This window comes from Teichococcus vastitatis, from assembly GCF_003604215.1.
In the GTDB taxonomy this organism is placed as follows: Bacteria; Pseudomonadota; Alphaproteobacteria; order Acetobacterales; family Acetobacteraceae; genus Pseudoroseomonas; species Pseudoroseomonas vastitatis.
Genome location: NZ_QXGS01000004.1, coordinates 39,223 through 56,123, shown reverse-complemented (window position 1 = coordinate 56,123; position 16,901 = coordinate 39,223). Strand labels below are relative to the sequence as shown.

Annotated in this window: 14 protein-coding genes; 7 read left to right on the top strand and 7 right to left on the bottom strand. The window is 71.7% G+C overall.

The annotated features are described in order from the left end of the window. The first annotated feature begins 2 nt into the window (after positions 1-2). Complete coding sequence (locus D2K64_RS08100; RefSeq protein ID WP_120007733.1) at positions 3-1,157, top strand: MFS transporter; 1,155 nt, start codon at positions 3-5, stop codon at positions 1,155-1,157. 124 nt (positions 1,158-1,281) lie between these two features. Here D2K64_RS08100 and D2K64_RS08095 read toward each other — a convergent pair whose 3' ends face one another. Both D2K64_RS08095 and acnA read right to left on the bottom strand, forming a co-directional pair. After that, positions 1,282-2,115 (bottom strand): metallophosphoesterase family protein, encoded by an 834-nt coding sequence (locus D2K64_RS08095; protein WP_120007732.1) that lies wholly within the window; start codon positions 2,113-2,115, stop codon positions 1,282-1,284. A gap of 484 nt (positions 2,116-2,599) precedes the next feature. Then, entirely contained in the window at positions 2,600-5,305 is a 2,706-nt protein-coding gene (gene acnA, locus D2K64_RS08090) for an aconitate hydratase AcnA (RefSeq protein ID WP_120007731.1), read from the bottom strand. A gap of 92 nt (positions 5,306-5,397) precedes the next feature. Between acnA and ccmA the strand changes: the two genes are divergently transcribed. Both ccmA and ccmB read left to right on the top strand, forming a co-directional pair. Next, entirely contained in the window at positions 5,398-6,000 is a 603-nt protein-coding gene (gene ccmA, locus D2K64_RS08085; protein ID WP_120007730.1) for a heme ABC exporter ATP-binding protein CcmA, read from the top strand. Further along, a complete protein-coding gene (gene ccmB / locus D2K64_RS08080; RefSeq protein WP_120007729.1) occupies positions 5,997-6,647 on the top strand; it encodes a heme exporter protein CcmB in 651 nt (216 codons plus the stop codon). Before ccmA ends, ccmB begins: the two co-directional genes overlap by 4 nt. 17 nt (positions 6,648-6,664) lie before the next feature. On the opposite strand, the gene D2K64_RS08075 is transcribed toward ccmB, so the two are convergent. The 4 genes from D2K64_RS08075 to tsaD form a co-directional block, all read right to left on the bottom strand. Continuing rightward, positions 6,665-7,750 (bottom strand): GGDEF domain-containing protein, encoded by a 1,086-nt coding sequence (locus D2K64_RS08075; protein ID WP_120007728.1) that lies wholly within the window; start codon positions 7,748-7,750, stop codon positions 6,665-6,667. 93 nt (positions 7,751-7,843) lie between these two features. Next, complete coding sequence (locus tag D2K64_RS08070) at positions 7,844-8,830, bottom strand: NAD(P)H-dependent glycerol-3-phosphate dehydrogenase (RefSeq protein WP_120007727.1); 987 nt, start codon at positions 8,828-8,830, stop codon at positions 7,844-7,846. 7 nt (positions 8,831-8,837) lie between these two features. Continuing rightward, positions 8,838-9,665: a 23S rRNA (adenine(2030)-N(6))-methyltransferase RlmJ gene (locus tag D2K64_RS08065; RefSeq protein ID WP_120007726.1), complete on the bottom strand. Its 828-nt coding sequence runs from the start codon at positions 9,663-9,665 to the stop codon at positions 8,838-8,840. Then, positions 9,662-10,726, bottom strand: coding sequence for a tRNA (adenosine(37)-N6)-threonylcarbamoyltransferase complex transferase subunit TsaD (gene tsaD, locus D2K64_RS08060; RefSeq protein ID WP_120007725.1), 1,065 nt, complete (start codon positions 10,724-10,726; stop codon positions 9,662-9,664). Before tsaD ends, D2K64_RS08065 begins: the two co-directional genes overlap by 4 nt. A 111-nt stretch (positions 10,727-10,837) precedes the next feature. Here tsaD and hemC point away from each other — a divergent pair, with 111 nt between their 5' ends. The 4 genes from hemC to D2K64_RS08040 are packed head-to-tail and all read left to right on the top strand — an operon-like array spanning position 10,838 to position 15,356. Continuing rightward, the gene (gene hemC, locus D2K64_RS08055) at positions 10,838-11,845 is read left to right on the top strand and encodes a hydroxymethylbilane synthase (protein WP_120007724.1); all 1,008 of its coding nucleotides are present in this window, start codon (positions 10,838-10,840) and stop codon (positions 11,843-11,845) included. Positions 11,846-11,859: 14 nt separating this feature from the next. Next, complete coding sequence (locus D2K64_RS08050) at positions 11,860-12,615, top strand: uroporphyrinogen-III synthase (RefSeq protein ID WP_157985765.1); 756 nt, start codon at positions 11,860-11,862, stop codon at positions 12,613-12,615. Between the two features lie 3 nt (positions 12,616-12,618). Then, positions 12,619-14,115 (top strand): hypothetical protein, encoded by a 1,497-nt coding sequence (locus D2K64_RS08045; RefSeq protein ID WP_157985764.1) that lies wholly within the window; start codon positions 12,619-12,621, stop codon positions 14,113-14,115. Beyond that, complete coding sequence (locus D2K64_RS08040; protein ID WP_120007721.1) at positions 14,115-15,356, top strand: heme biosynthesis HemY N-terminal domain-containing protein; 1,242 nt, start codon at positions 14,115-14,117, stop codon at positions 15,354-15,356. Before D2K64_RS08045 ends, D2K64_RS08040 begins: the two co-directional genes overlap by 1 nt. 34 nt (positions 15,357-15,390) lie before the next feature. Here D2K64_RS08040 and D2K64_RS08035 read toward each other — a convergent pair whose 3' ends face one another. Continuing rightward, a complete protein-coding gene (locus tag D2K64_RS08035) occupies positions 15,391-16,887 on the bottom strand; it encodes a hypothetical protein (protein ID WP_120007720.1) in 1,497 nt (498 codons plus the stop codon). Positions 16,888-16,901 lie beyond the last annotated feature (14 nt).

The following is a 16,901-nucleotide window of genomic DNA, read 5'->3' as shown; positions in this document are numbered from 1 at the left end:
TCATGAATCCCGACTCCGACACGCCGCCGCCGGCCCATCCCGGGCGCCACAGGGCCTTGATCGGTGCGGTGTTCGCGGCGATCGGCGCTTCCCAGCCTTTCCTGCCGGCCTATCTGCTGGAGCGGGGCCTCGCGCCCGGTGAGGTTTCGCTGGTGCTGGCGCTGGGCGCCGCCATCCGCATCCTGGCCGGGCCGCTCGGCGGGCGGCTGGCGGATGGGCTGGGCAATCCGCGGCTTCTGCTGGTGCTGCTCGGCATGGCGGCAGCCCTGGCAGCTGGGGGCTTCACCCTGGCCGCCGGCCTGCTCGGCTTTCTTCTGGCGCAGCTGGCGCTGAACGCAGCCATGGCGCCGATGACCCCGCTGGCCGATGCCATCTGCCTGGCCGCGGCACGGCGCAGCGGCTTCGAATATGGCCGGCTGCGCGTGGCCGGCTCGATCACCTACATGGCGATGGCGGTGCTCGCCGGATGGCTGGCCGGCCGCTTCGGGCTGAGCCTGCTGCCCGGCCTCATGGCGGCGGCCCTGGCGTCGGTGGCGGTGGCGGCGCTGGCGCTGCCCCGCCCGCCCGACCCCGCCGCCCGTGCCGGCCCGCGCGGCGGGATGTTGATGGCCCTGCGCCTGCCGGGCTTCACGTCGCTGCTGCTGTTGTCCGGGCTGATCCAGAGCAGCCATGCCGCCTACTACGCCTTCAGCACCATCCACTGGAGCGCCGCGGGCCACGCTCCTGCCACCATCGGCCTGCTCTGGGCGGTTGCCGTTCTGGGCGAGATCGCGCTGTTTCTCCACGGCCACCGGCTGGTCCGGCGGCTCGGGCCGGCCGGCATGGCGATGCTGGCGGCGGCGGCCGGGCTGCTGCGCTGGGGATCGATGGCCACCACCACCTGGCTGCCGGCGCTGCTGCTGATCCAGCTGCTGCACGCGCTGAGCTTCGGTGCGCAGCACCTGGCGGCGATGCAGCTGATCCAGCGGCTGGTGCCGCCGGCGCTGGCCAGCACCGCGCAGAGCCTGCATTCCGCCTTGGGGGTCGGGCTGTTGATGGGGCTGATGACCTGGCTGTCGGGACCGCTCTACGCCGCCTGGGGCGGTGGCGTGTTTCTGCTGATGGCCACCCTCTGTGCCCTGGCGCTTCCTCTGGCGCTGTGGCTGCGCGGAATGTGAGGCGGCGTCACGGCGGCGCGGCCCACCTGCTCGGCCGGCAGTGGGGCCGGGCCGATGGTGCGCCGGGGCACCGGCTTGCCGCGCCGGAGAGGCGGACCACGCAGGGCGGCCGATCGAAGGCTGTTCAGGAGGCCGCCTCGGCTGTCAGAACATGCTGCGGCCAGGCAGGGGCTTCGGCGCCCAGCCAGTTGCGGCCGTCCCAGCGGCGGGGCTCGATGCGCACATCCCGCTCCTCCACCACGATGCGGTTGTAGGCGTTGGGCTCGCCGCGCAGGCGGGTGGAGATCGCGGAGCCGGCCTGCACCACCAGCAATTCCTCGCGGTGAACGCTGGAGGCTGGGGCGCCGCGATGGAGCCGCACATAGCCGCGATGCAGATGTCCCGACAGGATCAGGCGCACCCCGGCCTGTTGCAGCTGCTCCAGGGCCGGCGCGGCGCGGGCCGCCAGCGGCGTATCCGGCGCATCTTCCGGCGCAAGGAAGGGATGGTGAGCCACCACGATGCGGAACAGGCCCGGCGGCAGATCCTCCAGCCGGCGGAGCAGGCGCTTGAGCCGGTGCCGCTTCACCCGGCCTTCTTCCCACGAGAAATGCCAGCCGCCGCGGACCACCGTGTTCAGGCCGATCACCGCCAGATGATCGTCGCGCCACATCGGCTCCGTCTTGCCGCCGATATGACGGCGCCAGCGGCCGAACGGGTCGAGAAACCGCTCCCACGGCCAGTAATTGGTGATGTCATGGTTGCCGGGCACCACCAGATGGGGCGCCTTCAGCGCATCCATGAACCGCCGGGCCGCGCGGTACTCGCGCGAACGGGCGCGCATCGTCAGGTCGCCGCTGATCACCACCAAGTCCGCCGGATCGGCGTTCAGCGTCTCCAGCAAGGCCGCGGCGGCCGCCTCGTCCACCCGGCCGTAATGCAGGTCCGAGATGTGGTCGATACGACGCGTGGCAGTCATGCGGCAGCGGCTCCAGATCCTGCGGAAGGGGAAGGCTCACCGTCCAACGTTCCGCTGCCGCGGAAAGATGCGCGCGGGCCGCCGGCCTGTGCCGGGGGCGAGGCCAACGGCGCGGCATGACATGAAATTTCGTTGCGCTTCAGGAATTCTTCATGGCCGCTCACCATCTCGATGATGCCAACCAACAAGGGAGACCTGGTGCCATGCCTTGGACTCTGCGCCCACAGCCGATCACGCCCCGCAACCTGCTGCGCGGATTGGTGGACCTGCCCTGGAACGCGCCCCTGTTCGGCCCCGTGCGGCTGCGGCGCCCGCAGGACTGACCCCGAGGTTGAGTAGCCTTTCCTGAGGCGGCGGCTGGCCCGCCCCTGGGCGTGATTGATCCGGGCGGCGGCGGCCGAAACAAAACGGCCCGGGAACTCGCTTCCCGGGCCGCTTGGCCTTCCAGGCTCCGGGGCAGCCTGCCCCGGAGCGGCGTTCAGGATCAGGCGGCTTCCTTGTTCTGCGCCATGTTGCGCAGCACGTAGTGCAGGATGCCACCATTCTTGTAGTACTCGACCTCGTCGGCCGTATCGACGCGGCACTGCACCTGGGTGGTGGTGGTGGTGCCGTCCGGCCGGTGGATCACGAGGTCCAGCACCATGCGGGGCTTCAACTCCTCGAGGCCCAGGATGTCGATGGTTTCCTCGCCGGTCAGGCCCAGCGTCTCGCGGTTCTCGCCCGGCTTGAACACCAGCGGCAGCACGCCCATGCCGACCAGGTTCGAGCGGTGGATGCGCTCGAAGCTCTCGGTGATCACCGCCTTCACGCCCAGCAGGAAGGTGCCCTTGGCCGCCCAGTCACGGGAGGAGCCGGTGCCATATTCCTTGCCACCGAAGATCACCAGCGGGGTGCCCTCGGCCTTGTAGCGCATGGCCGCGTCGTAGATCGGCATGACCTCGCCCGAGGGCTGGTGCTTGGTGATGCCGCCCTCGATGCCCGGCACCATCTCGTTCTTGATGCGGATGTTGGCGAAGGTGCCGCGCATCATCACTTCGTGGTTGCCGCGGCGGGCGCCGTAGCTGTTGAAGTCGGCCTGCCGCACCTGGTGCTCGCCCAGGTATTCGCCGGCCGGCGAGGTCTTCTTGATGTTGCCGGCCGGGCTGATGTGGTCAGTGGTGATCGAGTCACCCAGCTTGGCCAGCACCCGCGCGCCCTGGACCGAGGCAATCGGCTGAGGCTCGGCGTCCATGCCCTCGAAATAGGGAGGGTTCTGCACGTAGGTGGAGCCGGAGTTCCAGCGGTAGGTGTCCGAGCCGGTATCGACGCGGATCGCCTGCCACTGCTCCGGGCCCTTGAAGACGTCCGAGTAGCGGCTCTGGAACATCTCGCGCGTGACCACGGCGGCCACGGTGTCGTTGACTTCCTTCTGGGTCGGCCAGAGGTCCTTCAGGTACACCGGCTGCCCGTCCGTGCCGGTGCCGATGGCGTCCTTGGTGACGTCGACGTTGATCGACCCGGCCAGGGCGTACAGCACCACCAGCGGCGGCGAGGCGAGGTAGTTGGCGCGCACGTTCTGGTGCACGCGGCCCTCGAAGTTGCGGTTGCCCGACAGCACCGAGACGGCGACCAGCTTGTTGTCCTCGATCGCATCCACGATCGGGTCGGCCAGGGGCCCGGAATTGCCGATGCAGGTGGCGCAGCCATAGCCGATGGTCTGGAAGCCTAACGCGTCCAGATGCGGCTGCAGGCCGGACTGGTTCAGGTAATCCGTCACCACCTGCGAACCGGGCGCGAGGGAGGTCTTCACCCACGGCTTCGGCAGCAGACCCCGCTCATGGGCCTTCTTGGCCAGCAAGCCCGCCGCCACCAGCACGTAGGGGTTCGAGGTGTTGGTGCAGGAGGTGATGGAAGCGATCACCACGTCGCCATGGCCGAGATCGTAATTGGCACCCGCCACGGGCACGCGCAGATCGGCCTTGTCGCCCGGCACGCCGAGATTGCCGGAGGCCAGCTCCTTGGCGAAGGCGGGGGCGGCGTTGGAGAGCGCCACGCGGTCCTGCGGCCGCTTCGGCCCGGCCAGCGACGGCTCGACCGTCGCCATGTCCAGCTCCAGCGTGTCGGTGAACACCGGCTCCGGAGTGGTTTCGTCCCGGAACATGCCCTGGGCCTTGTAGTATTCACGCACCAGGTTGATGCGGTGCTCGTCGCGGCCGGACAGGCGCAGGTAGCCCAGCGTGACCTCATCGACCGGGAAGATGCCGCAGGTCGCGCCATATTCGGGCGCCATGTTGCCGATGGTGGCGCGGTCCGCCAGCGCCATGTCGGCGAGGCCGGGGCCGTAGAACTCGACGAACTTGCCGACTACGCCCTTCTTGCGCAGCATCTGCGTCACCGTCAGCACCAGGTCGGTGGCGGTGACGCCCTCGCGCAGGCGGCCATGCAGCTTGAAGCCGATGACGTCGGGGATCAGCATGGCGATCGGCTGGCCCAGCATGGCCGCTTCCGCCTCGATGCCGCCAACGCCCCAGCCCAGCACGCCGAGGCCGTTCACCATGGTGGTGTGGCTGTCGGTGCCGTAGCAGCTGTCGGGATAGGCGAAGGTTTCGCCGGCGTCGGTCGTGGTCCAGACGCCCTGCGCCAGGTATTCCAGGTTCACCTGATGGCAGATGCCGGTGCCGGGCGGAACCACGCGGAAGTTGTTGAACGCGTCCTGGCCCCAGCGAAGGAACTCGTAGCGCTCGCCATTGCGCTCGAACTCGATGTCGACGTTCTGCTGCAGGGCGGTGGCGGTGCCCGAAACATCGACCTGCACGGAGTGGTCGATCACGAGGTCAACCGGCACCAGCGGGTTCACGCGCTTCGGGTCGCCGCCCAGCTTGGTGATGCCGTCGCGCATCGCCGCGAGGTCGACCACCGCCGGCACGCCGGTGAAGTCCTGCATCAGGATGCGGGCGGGACGGAAGGGCACTTCCTTCTCGCTCCGGCCTTCCTTCACCCATTCGGCGACCGCCTTGGCGTCATCCACGGTGTAGGCCCGGCCATCCTCGTGCCGGAGAACATTCTCCAGCAGGACCTTGAGGCTGAAGGGCAGGCGGCTGACGTCGCCGATGCTCTTCGCCGCTTCGGGGATGCTGAAGTAGTGGTAGGTCTTGCCGTCAACCGTCAGGGAGCGACGCGCTTTCAGGCTATCCTGCCCGATCATCCGCATGGTCCGGGGTCCCTCGAATATTTGCTGCGAACGCCGCAGCTTATTACACGCTGCGCGCGCCCGGTCCATCGGGCCGTGGGAGATCCTGTGCCGTGCTGGAAGCCAATAATATCGCTGTGTTGCGCGGCGACCGGGTGATCTTCGCCGGCCTCCGGCTCAGCGTCTCGCCCGGGGAGGCCGTGGTGCTGATTGGTGCCAATGGTGCGGGGAAATCGACCTTGCTGCGGTGCCTGGCGGGCCTCGTCCGGCTGGAGGAAGGGAGCATCCTGTGGCAGGGCGAGGAGGCGCTGGCCGACCGCGCCGCGCATGCCGCACGGCTGCGCTACCTGGCGCATGCCGACGCGCTGAAGCCCGGCCTCTCCGCGGCGGAGAACCTGCGCTTCTGGGCCCGGTGCTGGGGCGGCGATCCCGGCGCGGCGCTGGAGGCGGTGGGCCTCGCACCGCTGGCCGAGCTGCCGGCGCGGATGCTGTCGGCCGGGCAGAGGCGGCGCCTGGCCCTGGCGCGGCTGGCCTTGTCGCCATGCCCGCTCTGGCTGCTGGACGAGCCCAGCGTCGGCCTCGACGCCGCCTCCCTGGAGCGCCTCGGAACCCTGCTGCGACGCCACCGGGCGGGCGGCGGCATGGTGGTGGCCGCCACCCACGTGCCGCTGCCGCTGGACCGGGCGCGGGAATTCCGCATGGCGGTGGCGGCGTGATCGCCCTGCTGCAGCGCGAATTGCTGCTGGCGGCGCGGCATCCGGCCGATACGCTGGCGGCGGTGCTGTTCTTTCTGCTGGTGACGGCGCTGTTTCCCTTCGGCGTCGGGCCGGCGCCGGACGCTCTGGCACGGCTGGCACCGGGTGCGCTGACTGCTGCCGCCCTGCTAGCCGCGCTGCTGCCGCTCGACCGGCTGTTCGGCGCGGAAGCGGAGGACGGATCACTCGACCAGCTCCTATTGTCCGGGTTGTCGGGCATGCAGATCGCCGGGGCCAAGGCCGCGGCGCATTGGCTGACCACCGCCGGGCCGCTGCTGCTGGCGGTGCCGGTGGCCGGCGCCATGCTGAACCTGCCGGTGGAGGCCTGGCCGGTGGCCATGCTGGCGCTGGGGCTGGCGACGCTGTTTCTGTCGCTGCTCGGCACCATGGCGGCGGCGCTGACGCTGGGCGCGCGGCGGGGCGGCGTGCTGCTGCCGCTGCTGGTGCTGCCGCTGGCCATTCCGGCGGTGATCTTCGGCGCCGCGGCGATCGAGGCGGCGGCCGGATCGGTCTCGCCACGGCCATTCCTGTTGCTGCTCGGCGCGCTGGTGGCTGCGGCCCTGCCACTGGCACCCCTGGCGGCGGGGGCCGCGCTGCGGGCGGAGTAGTAGCGCCGCGGGGGCCGTCAGGCCGCGGCGCCGGCGTGTTCAGCCAGCAGGGCGGCGTCGGCCGGGACGACCCGGTTGCGGCCGCGCGACTTGGCCTCGTACAGCGCCGCGTCGGCCCGGCGCAGCGCCGCGGCCACCGGCTGGCCGGTCTGCCAGAGGGCCGCCCCGGCGCTGATTGTCACGTAACCCGCAACCGGATGCACCTTGGCCGCCACCGCCTGGCGCATCCGTTCCGCAACGTCCAAAGTGCTGCTGCAATCTTCCAGCACCACGATCAGGAACTCCTCGCCGCCCCAGCGGCCGACCCGCGCGTGGTCGGGCAGGGCCTGGCGCATGCGCTGCGCCAGATGAACCAGCAGGTCGTCGCCGACCAGGTGGCCGAAGCGGTCGTTCACCAGCTTGAAATGGTCGACGTCCAGCATCACCAGACCGATGTTGCGGCCCGGCCGGGCCGCGACGCCGAGCAGCAATTGTTCCAGCCCGCGGCGATTGGCGAGGCCGGTCAACAGGTCGGTGGTGGCGGCGCTTTCCAGCTTGCGCGCCTGAAGTCGGGCATCCTCGTAGCGGGCGTTCAGCGTGCTGATCATCGACAGCGAGGCGAGGATCAGGAAATGCACCGCGCAGGCATTGACCAGCAGCATCGGCACAGCCCCATCATCCGGGCGTCCGGCCCAGGCCAGCGCCGCCAGCGGCAGCACGGCGAGCATGGCGAACACCGTGCCGCCGGCCAGCAGGGCGGTTCTGCGCTCAAAGAACACAAAGGCGGCCACGTAGAGGAAGGGAAGCCACTGCAGCAGGCTGGCGGCGGTGTAGAGCGCCTGTTGCTGCGGCCCCAGCATCGTGTCGCTGAGCTTGGCCAGGAAGTAGATGGCGATCGCGCCATACGCCGCCATCTCCAGCCGGGTCCGGCGGTGCGGCAGCCACCGCAGCAGCGGCGGCATGGCGGCGCACATCAGCGCCAGCGCCGGATAAGCCGCCTGGTCAAGCGCCGTGATCAGCCCGAGCCGGGTTTCCAGCATCCAGAGGGCCAGCACGATCCCGAGCCCACAGAAGAACAGCAGGGCCACCACCGTGCCGCGCCGTTGTTGCAGCATACCGTCCATCGCGTCTTCCTGGTCAGGGCGCGGCCCTTACCGGCCGTTGCGATCTCAACATCAGATAGCGCGGAAACGTTGAGACTGATACGGCGAAGCTGGTCAGTTTGTGCCCTCGTGCCGTCGCGGACGGGCCAGCAGCCCGCCGATCGCCGCCGACAGCTCGGCCTCGCCGGCCAGTACGCTGCTGACGGCGGCGGTGATCGGCATCTCCACCCCGGCGGCGGCGGCCCGTGCCAGCAAAGCAGGAGCGGTGGCCACCCCTTCGGTGACGCTGTTGCGCCGGTCCAGGATGGCGTGCAGCGCCTGGCCCTGACCCAGAGCGAAGCCGAGCGAGAAATTGCGGCTGCCGGGACCGGTGCAGGTCAGCAGCAGGTCGCCGAGGCCGGACAGGCCGCTCACCGTGTCGGCCCGCCCGCCGAGGGCAACCGCCAGGCGGGCGATCTCCGACAGGCCGCGGGTGACCAGGGCGGCGCGGGCATTCTCGCCGAGGCCGGCGCCGGTCACCATGCCGGCGGCGATGGCGATGACGTTCTTGGCCGCGCCGCCTACCTGCACGCCCACCGGATCATCCTGGCCATACAGGCGGAAGGAGGGGGTGGCCAGCCAATCGGCGGCGCTGTCCCGCAGCGCCGCGTCGGTGCTGGCGACCACCGCGGCGGCGGGCAGGCCGGCGGCGATCTCGGCGGCGAAGTTGGGGCCGGACAGCACGCCCGCGCGCAGCCCGGGCCGCGCCTCGGACAGGGTTTCCAGCGGCAGGCGCAGCCCGTGCCGCGTCACGCCCTTAGCGGCCACCAGGCTAGGTGGCAGGGCGGGACATCCCGCCAGCACGGCGCCAAGATGCTGCGCCGGCACCACCAGCAGCGCCAGCACGGCGCCGTGCAGGGCCGCGGCGGCGTCGACGGTGACCCGCACCGCCTCCGGCAGGCGGTGGCCGGGCAGGTGCGCCGCATTCTCGCGCGCCTCCTGCATCAGCCCGGCTCGCGCCGGATCGCGCGCCCACAACGCCACCTCGGCACCGGCCCGCGCCGCCTGGATCGCCAGCGCCGTGCCCCAGGCGCCGGCGCCGATCACCGCGATCTTGCCCATGTGCTGCTTATTCCTCGGCGATGCGGGTGACGGCGAAGCCCTGGCCGGGCTCGCCCTGGCTCAGCCGCTCCAGCAGGGCGGCCAGGATGGCGCGGGCCTCGTCCTCGAACTTCCAGGGGGGGTTCACCACCACCAGGCCGCAGCCATTCAGCCGCTGCGGGTCGGTCGGTTCGCGCAGCCACAACTCGCAGGCCAGGATGTCGCGCACGCCGCTCTCGCCCAGCGCGGTGTGGAAGGCGCGCACCGGGGCACGGTGCTTCACCGGGTACCAGTGCGCCTGGACGCCGGCGCGGAACCGGTGCGCCAGCAGCGACACGGCCTCCGCCATGCGCTCGAACTCGCCATCCACCTCGAAGGGCGGGTCCACCAGCACGAGGCCACGCTTCTCGGCAAAGGGCGTCAGCGCCGTCATCGCCTCCCAGGCGTCGCGCTTGTGCACCGCCGTCTGCGGGTCGCCGCGGAACAGGGTACGCAGGACGGCGCTGTCGTCCTCGTGCAATTCGCACAGCACGAGCCGGTCGCGCGGCCGCAGCATCATCCGCACCAGCGCCGGGCTGCCGGGAAAGTGGGGCGGGAAGCCGGCGCGGCGCACCAGATCCAGCCAGGCTGCGAGCGGCCCTTCGGTAATGTCCAGCAGCCGGCCTATGCCGCGCCGCCATTCCCCGGTGCGCTCGGCCTCCGATGCGGTCAGGTCGTAGACACCGATGCCGGCATGGGTGTCCAGCACGCGGAATGGTGTGTCCTTGGCGCAGAGCCGGTGGATCAGCGACACCAGCAGCGCGTGCTTCATGCAGTCGGCGAAATTGCCGGCATGGAAGGCGTGGCGATAGTTCATACCGCGGGTTCCGTTGCTTCGGGGGCCGAAAGCTCGGCCAGTGGCCAGCGCGGGCGGGGGGCGTGATCCAGGGGATCGGTCCAGCCGGCGCGCAGGCGCTCGATCCCGGCCCAGGCGATCATCACCGCATTGTCGGTGCACAGCCGAATTGGCGGCGCGACCAGCGGCAGGCCGGCACGGGCCGCCTCGGCCGACAGCGCCGTGCGCACGGCCTGGTTCGCCGCCACGCCGCCCGCCACCACCATGGCTGTGGCGCCGGGCAGCATGGCCAGGGCGTTGCATGCCCGGTCGGCCAGCACGGCGGACACCACGCGCTGGAAGGCGGCGGCCAGATCGGCCCTGTCCTGCTCCGTCCGAAGCTTTGGGACCATCTGCGCCACGGCGGTTTTCAGGCCGCTGAAGGAAAAATCGCAGCCGGGGCGGCCGAACATCGGGCGGGGCAGGGGAAAGCGCTGTGGATCGCCGCAAGCGGCCAGCTTCTCCAGCGCCGGGCCACCCGGCCAGGGCAGGCCCATCAGCTTGGCGGATTTGTCAAAGGCCTCGCCCACCGCGTCGTCCAGCGTCGAGCCCAGGCGGCGATAGCGGCCCAGCCCGTCCACGGCCACACATTGGCAATGCCCGCCGGACAGCAGGAGCAGCAGGTACGGAAACGCGACGCCACCCTCCACCAGGCCCGGCAGGCGCGCGGTCAGCGCATGGCCCTCCAGGTGGTTCACCGCCAGGAACGGCAGATTGTAGGCGATCGCCATGCCCTTGCCGAAGGAGGCGCCGACGATCAGCCCGCCGATCAGCCCGGGCCCGGCCGTGGCGGCGATCCCGCCGAGTTCCGCCGGGGTGACGCCGGCCTCCCGCATCACCTGTGCCGCCAGCGCCGGCAGGTGGGCCAGATGGGCACGCGCGGCGATTTCCGGCACCACGCCGCCGAAGGGCGTGTGCTCGGCCAGCTGGGAGCGCACCGCCTCGCCCAGGATGCGGCCATCGGGCGCCAGCAGGGCGGCGGCGGTTTCGTCGCAGCTCGCCTCCAAACCCAGGACCGGTCCTCTGATCGCCGCCGATTGCATGCCGTTTAGCCTTTCGCCTGCCGGGGCGTGGTTCTATGACGCCCGCATGTCACTTGCCCACCCCGTCCTGCCATCTGCCGTGGCGGGCGCTCCTGTGCGGGACCGGTTCTGATGTCGTATTCCCCTGGGTCCGTCGCCGCGGGCCAGCCGGTGCGCCGCCACACGCATCGCACCCTGCCGCTGCGCGTCGGCACCCGCGGCTCGCCGCTGGCGCTGTGGCAGACCCGCACCTTTCTGGACCGGGTGCTGCATGTCTGTCCCGTGCTGCGCAATGCCAAGGCCTTTGAGGAGCATGTGATCGCCACCTCCGGCGACCGCATCCAGGACAAGCGGCTGGCCGATATCGGCGGCAAGGGGCTGTTCGCCAAGGAGATCCACGAGGCGCTGCTGGACGGCCGCATTGATTTCGCCGTGCACAGCCTGAAGGACCTGGAAACCGAGCTGCCGCCCGGCATTGTGCTGGCCTGCACCATGCGGCGCGAGGACGCGCGCGATGCCATGGTGCTCGGTCCGCGCGCGGAGGATGTGGACCCTTCCAATCCATATGCCGCCATTCCGTCCGGTGCGCTGATCGGCACCGCCAGCCTGCGGCGGCAGGCCCAGTTGCTGCACGCCCGCCCGGACCTGCGAGTGGAGATGATCCGCGGCAATGTCGGAAGCCGCCTGTCCAAGCTGGAGGCCGGGGCCTTCGATGGCACCCTGCTGGCGATCGCCGGCCTGAAGCGCCTCGGGCTGGAGCGGCACGCCTCGGTGGTGCTGGACTCCGACACCATGGTGCCGGCGGCCGGGCAGGGCATCGTCGGCATCACCGTGCGCGCCGCCGATGTGGAGCTGTGCGAGCTGCTGTCGGCGGTGGAAGACCGCGAGGCCCGCGCCGTGTCCCGCGCCGAGCGCGGCCTGCTGGCGGCGCTGGACGGCTCGTGCCGCACGCCGATCGGCGGCCATGCGCGGCTGATGCCGGACGGCCGGCTGCACCTGACCGGGCTGGTGGCGCGGCCGGACGGCTCCTTTCTGTTGAAACGCTCCGCCCACGGCGCTGCCGCCGATGCCGACCGGCTGGGCCGCGAACTGGGCGAAGGCCTGCGCGCCGACAGCCCGGTCGACATCTTCGCCGGCTGAACGGCGGCCACGGCTTGCCGCCGCGCGGCGTGCTGATCACCCGGCCCGAGCCGGGTTGCGCGGAAACCGCCGCCGCGGTGGCGGCACTGGGCTGGCAGCCGGTGCTGGCGCCGGCATTGCGGCTGCAATCCCTGCCCCTGGCCTTGCCGGCCGGCCTCGCGCCGCAGGCGGTGCTGCTGCCCAGCCGTGCCGCGGCCCGTGCCCTGGCCAGCACCGCCGCCACCGCATGGCCGGTTCTGGCCGTGGGTTCCGGAACCGCCGCCGAGGCCCGCCGGGCCGGCTTCGCCGCCGTGGACGAAGCCGAGGGCGACGCCGCCTCCCTGGCCGGGCTGGCGGCCCGGCGGCTCGATCCACGGAAGGGGGCGCTGCTGCTGGCGGTCGGGCGCGGCTACAGCGTGGCGCTGGTGGCGGCGCTGCGCGAGCGCGGCTTCACCGTCTGGCGCCGGGTGGTCTACGCGGCGCGGCCGGCGGCGGCGCTGCCCGATTCGGCGGTGGCGGCGCTGCACGCGGGAGGTGTGCGGGCAGCCTTGTTTCTCTCGCCGCGTTCCGCCCGAATTGCCCAGCATCTGCTGCGGCAGGCGGGCCTGATCGAAAACTTGCGTGATATCGAGGCGTTGGCGCTTTCGACCCGGATCGCCGCCGCCCTGGCGGACATGCCTTGGAAGGCGATCCGTGCTACGGCCAAGCCAGATTTTCCGGCGCTGCTGGCCCTGCTGGGCCCGACGCCGGGAAAGCCGAATGGGCGGCCGGACAGCGAGGGGCAGGAGTAGAGAATGAGTGACACGCCGAAGGACACCCCGAAGTCCGACCCCACCCGCAAGGGCGGCAAGGGTCGCCCGCCGGAAGTGACGCCGCGCGCCTTCGCGGCCGCGACCGGGTCGGCCCCGGCGAACCCGGAGCCGGGCACCCCGGCTGGGACAGACCAGGTTGCGGAGCCGAAGGCGCCCCCGCCATCCACCATTCCGCCTGCCGCAACGGTGCCGGCCGCAGCGCCATCTGCCGCAATCCCTTCCGCCGCCGCGCCGGGCCCCGCTGGCCCGGCTGCTGCCGGCACGCCGACGGGCGGCGCGCCTCCCGCCGCGGCGAATCCCGCGGCTGGCTCCGGCGCAACCGCCGCTCCCGCCGTGCCGCCGAAGCCGCGGCCGGAAGCCGGTCCGCCGCCGCGGCCGGCCGCGGCCGCCACGCCGGGCAAGCCGCCGGAGCGGCATGACCGGCTGGCCCTGCCGGTGGCCGTGGTGAGCGGGATCGTCGCCCTGGCGGCTCTGGGCATCACGCTGGCGGATCGCGGCCGCCTCGACCTCGCCCGTATCGATCAGCTGGAACGGGGCCAGTCGGCCGTGCAATCGGCGTTGCAGCCGGTGCAGGGCCAGGTGCAGGCCCTGGCCAGCCAGATGGGCCAGAGCGGCGAGCGCTTCACCGCGCTGGAAACCGCGCTGCGCGAGCGGTCTGAGGCGCAGAGCGCCCAGTTCCAGGCGCTGCGCGACCAGATCAACAGCCAGCGCAGTGACCGCGAGGAATTGCGACAGGCCGCCGATGCCCGGATCGAGGCCGCCGAGCAATCGCTGTCGCAGCGCATCGAGGGCGCCCGGACGCAGCTGGAGGAGCGGATCAACGAGGCGGAGGCGGCGCTCGGCCCGCGCTTTGCCGCGGTGGAGAATGCCATGCAGCAGCGTGTGGCGGCGGCCGAACAGGCGTCCGCGGAGCGGCTGGCGGCACGCGACCGCGAGCTCGATGCCCGCTTCGAATCCCTGCAGCAGCGCGAAACGCGGCTAACCGCCGCCGAGCGCCGGCTTTCCATGCTGGTGGCGAGCGCCGCCACCGAAAGCGCACTGCTCGCCGGACGGCCGCTGGGCCGAGCCCTGTCCGGCCTGCCGGGCGAGGCGCCCCAGGCGCTGGCCCGCTACAGCGGCACGGCGCCGCCGACCGAGGCTTCGCTGCGCCTTTCCTTTGATGACGCGGCGCGCGCCGCGCGCGCCCAGTCGCAGCCTTCGACCGACGGGCAGACCGTGTGGGAATCGGCTGCGCAGCGGCTCGGCAACCTGGTCACGGTGCGCCGGGGCGAGGACGTGGTGTGGGGTGACGCCATCGGTGGCGAGATCGAAACCGCCCGCCGCTCGCTGGAAGCCGGCGACCTCGCCGCCGCCGTGCAGAAGGTGGAATCGCTGCCGGGGCCGGTACGCTCCGCCATGGAAAGCTGGCTCGACCAGGCCCGCGGCCTGCTCGCCGCCCGCTCGGCGCTGGAGACGCTGCGCACCGGGGGCCAGGGCTGATGCGCCGCGCCATCAAGCTTCTGCTGATCTGCCTCGTCGTCGTCGGCATCGCCTGGGGCCTGATGCGGCTCGGCGGCGTGGTGGAGGTGCGCGTCGGCGACACCTTTATCGGCCTGTCGCTGCCGGTGATGCTGATCCTGCTGCTGGTTCTGTTCACCGTGGTGCACCTGCTGCTGGTGGCTTGGCGCGCCCTGGTGAACTGGCCGGCCCGTGCCCGCGCCCGGCGCGAGGCCCGCAACCGCGAGAAGGGCGAGGCGGCGCTGACCCGCGCCCTGGTCTCGATGGCCGCTGGTGCCCCGGAAGCGGCGCGTGGCGAGGTGCTGCGCGCCCGCCGCCTGATGGGGGACAGCCCCCAGCTGCTGCTGATGACCGCCGAGGCGGAGCGCATGGCCGGGCAGGACGCCGCCGCGGCCGAGGCCTTCCAGGCGCTGGCCCAGCGCGAGGATTCCCGCTTCATCGGATTGCGCGGCCTGCTGCGGCAGGCGATTCAGCGGCAGGACTGGCCGGCCGCCCAGCAACTAGCGCGGGAAGCCGAGGCGGCCCGTCCCGGCACCGCCTGGCTGCGAGAGGAGCGCGCGGTGCTGGCATTGCGGACCCATGACTGGCGCGAGGCGCTGACCCTGGCACCGGCCGACACCCCCAAGGCCCCTCTGGCCCTGGCGGCGGCCGAACAGGAGCCGGAGCCCGCCCGCGCCGCAGATTTCGAGAAGCAGGCCTTTCAGGCCGATCCCGGCTTCGCCCCCGCCGCCATCGCCCATGCGGCGCGGCTGGCGGCTGGCGGTTCCGCCCGCAAGGCCCGCACGGTGCTGGAGCAGGGCTGGCGCGCCGGCCCGCATCCCGACATCGCCAAGGCTTACCTGGAGGCGGAAAATGATTCCCTGGGCCGCGTCAAGCTGGCCGAGACGCTGGTGGCCGAGAACCGCACCCATCCCGAGAGCCGCCTGCTGCTGGCCCGGCTGGCGCTCGCCGCGGGCCTGACCGGCCGGGCCCGTTCGGAGCTGGAAGCGCTGGTCGGGAGCGGCGATGCCGATGCGCGCGCCTATCTGCTGCTGGTCGATCTGGAGCAGGCGGAGCATGGCGAGGGCCCGGTGTTCCGCGCCGCGGAGGCCAAGTGGCTGCGCGCCGCCACCAGCGCCCGGCCCGAGCCCCGCTGGCGCTGCGGCCATTGCGGCAAGACCCATTCGTCCTGGAAGCCGCTATGCGAACACTGTGGCACGGCGGGCCGCATCGCCTGGGGCTGAGCGGCGCGCGCGATCTCTCGTCTGCCGTCCGGCGTCACCAGCCCAGCAGAACAGGCTCCGCCGCTGGCTGGTGCGCCGCCCACTCCGCCAGGTCTTCGCGGTCAAAAGCATGGCTTGCCAACAGGGCCGTCCATTGCGCGAGGGTGTCCGGATCGGCGGCGCCGGCATGGCTCGCCATGAACAGGGCCTCGGCGAATTCGGCATCCGTGCCGCCGGTGCCCCATTCTGCGCCGAGGCCGAACTGCATCAGGGCGTTGCGGCCGGTGGCGAGTGGCGCGACGCCGACCCAGTCCAGGACGAGCTCGTAATGTTCGCCTGACAGCGCCTGGTGCGGCTGCATGCTGGCCACCAGCGGGAGGATGTGTTGCTCGTCGAGGGCCGCCGCTGCCGCCGTTTCCTGTTGCTGCACCTGTTGCAGCAGCGTCATCAGGCTCCCGGCTCCGCTTCCATGTTCGATCGCCGGGCCGTGGCCGAATTGCGCCGACAGCGCCGCCACTGCTTTCGCCACGTCGAGGTCAGGCGTAGTGGCCGCCTGCTGCGCGCTCCATTCCGTCGCCAGGATGCGCAGCACCAGGGATGGCGCCTGCCAATGTTCGGTGCCGCCGAACACCACGGGCTGCGAGCCGGCGGTGACTTGTTCGGCCCGCCACATCACGGCCAATTCGCCGGACCAGGCGAGCCCAAGCCGCGCCTCGATCTGCCAGTCCGGCACCGGGGGAGGTGCGGGATCCACTGGGCCGGTGCCGCCCCCGGTTCCATCGCCGCCCGTCGCGGGATCGGTTCCCTCCTCCACCGGGTCGGTTGTTCCGCCCGCATCGCCATCCGGGTCGCTGCCGGTGTCGCCGCCCGTATCGCCGGGATCCTGGGGTACGATCACGGGAGGCGGCGCGGGCGCGGTATCCAGATCCGTGGTGTTCAGCACCTGAACATCGAGCAGGAAGCTGGCTTCGCGCCGGCCATCCGAAACCTCGATCATGACCTGCACCACCGTGCCGCCGTGGCGCAGCAGATCGACGCCTTCGCGCAGCTTCAGGATGTTGCCGTCGACGATCTCGAAGAACCAGTCATCCTGCCCGGCCACCGCATAGCTCAGCCGGCTGGTGGCGGTGTCCGGATCCCCCCCCTGGATGCGGCCGATCACGGCGCCGATATCGCTTTCCAGCACGCTGCCGCCCGCCGCGAAGAAGACGCGGCTGGGCGGTGCGTCGTCGAGTCCCTGCAGGGTGACCGACCAGCCGCCGGCGACCTCCTGCCAGCCACTCGCCAGCTTCACCCGCAACGCGAAGCTGAACACCGGGTCGGCGCCCGCCGGATAGGCTTCCCGGTCGAACACCATGGCCGGCAGGATGGTGATGGCGCCGCTGAAATGATCCACGGTGGCCTCGAACAGCCTGGCGCTGGCACCGGTCAGCTCCACCTCGGTCGGGATCTCCGGCGTGCTCAGCCGCAGCGTGCCGATCCAGTCGGTGGGCCGGCTGTTTTCCAGGATGGTGCCGGGCACGTCGCCACCGGCTGAGATTGCAATCGGCACGCGGGAACATCCTC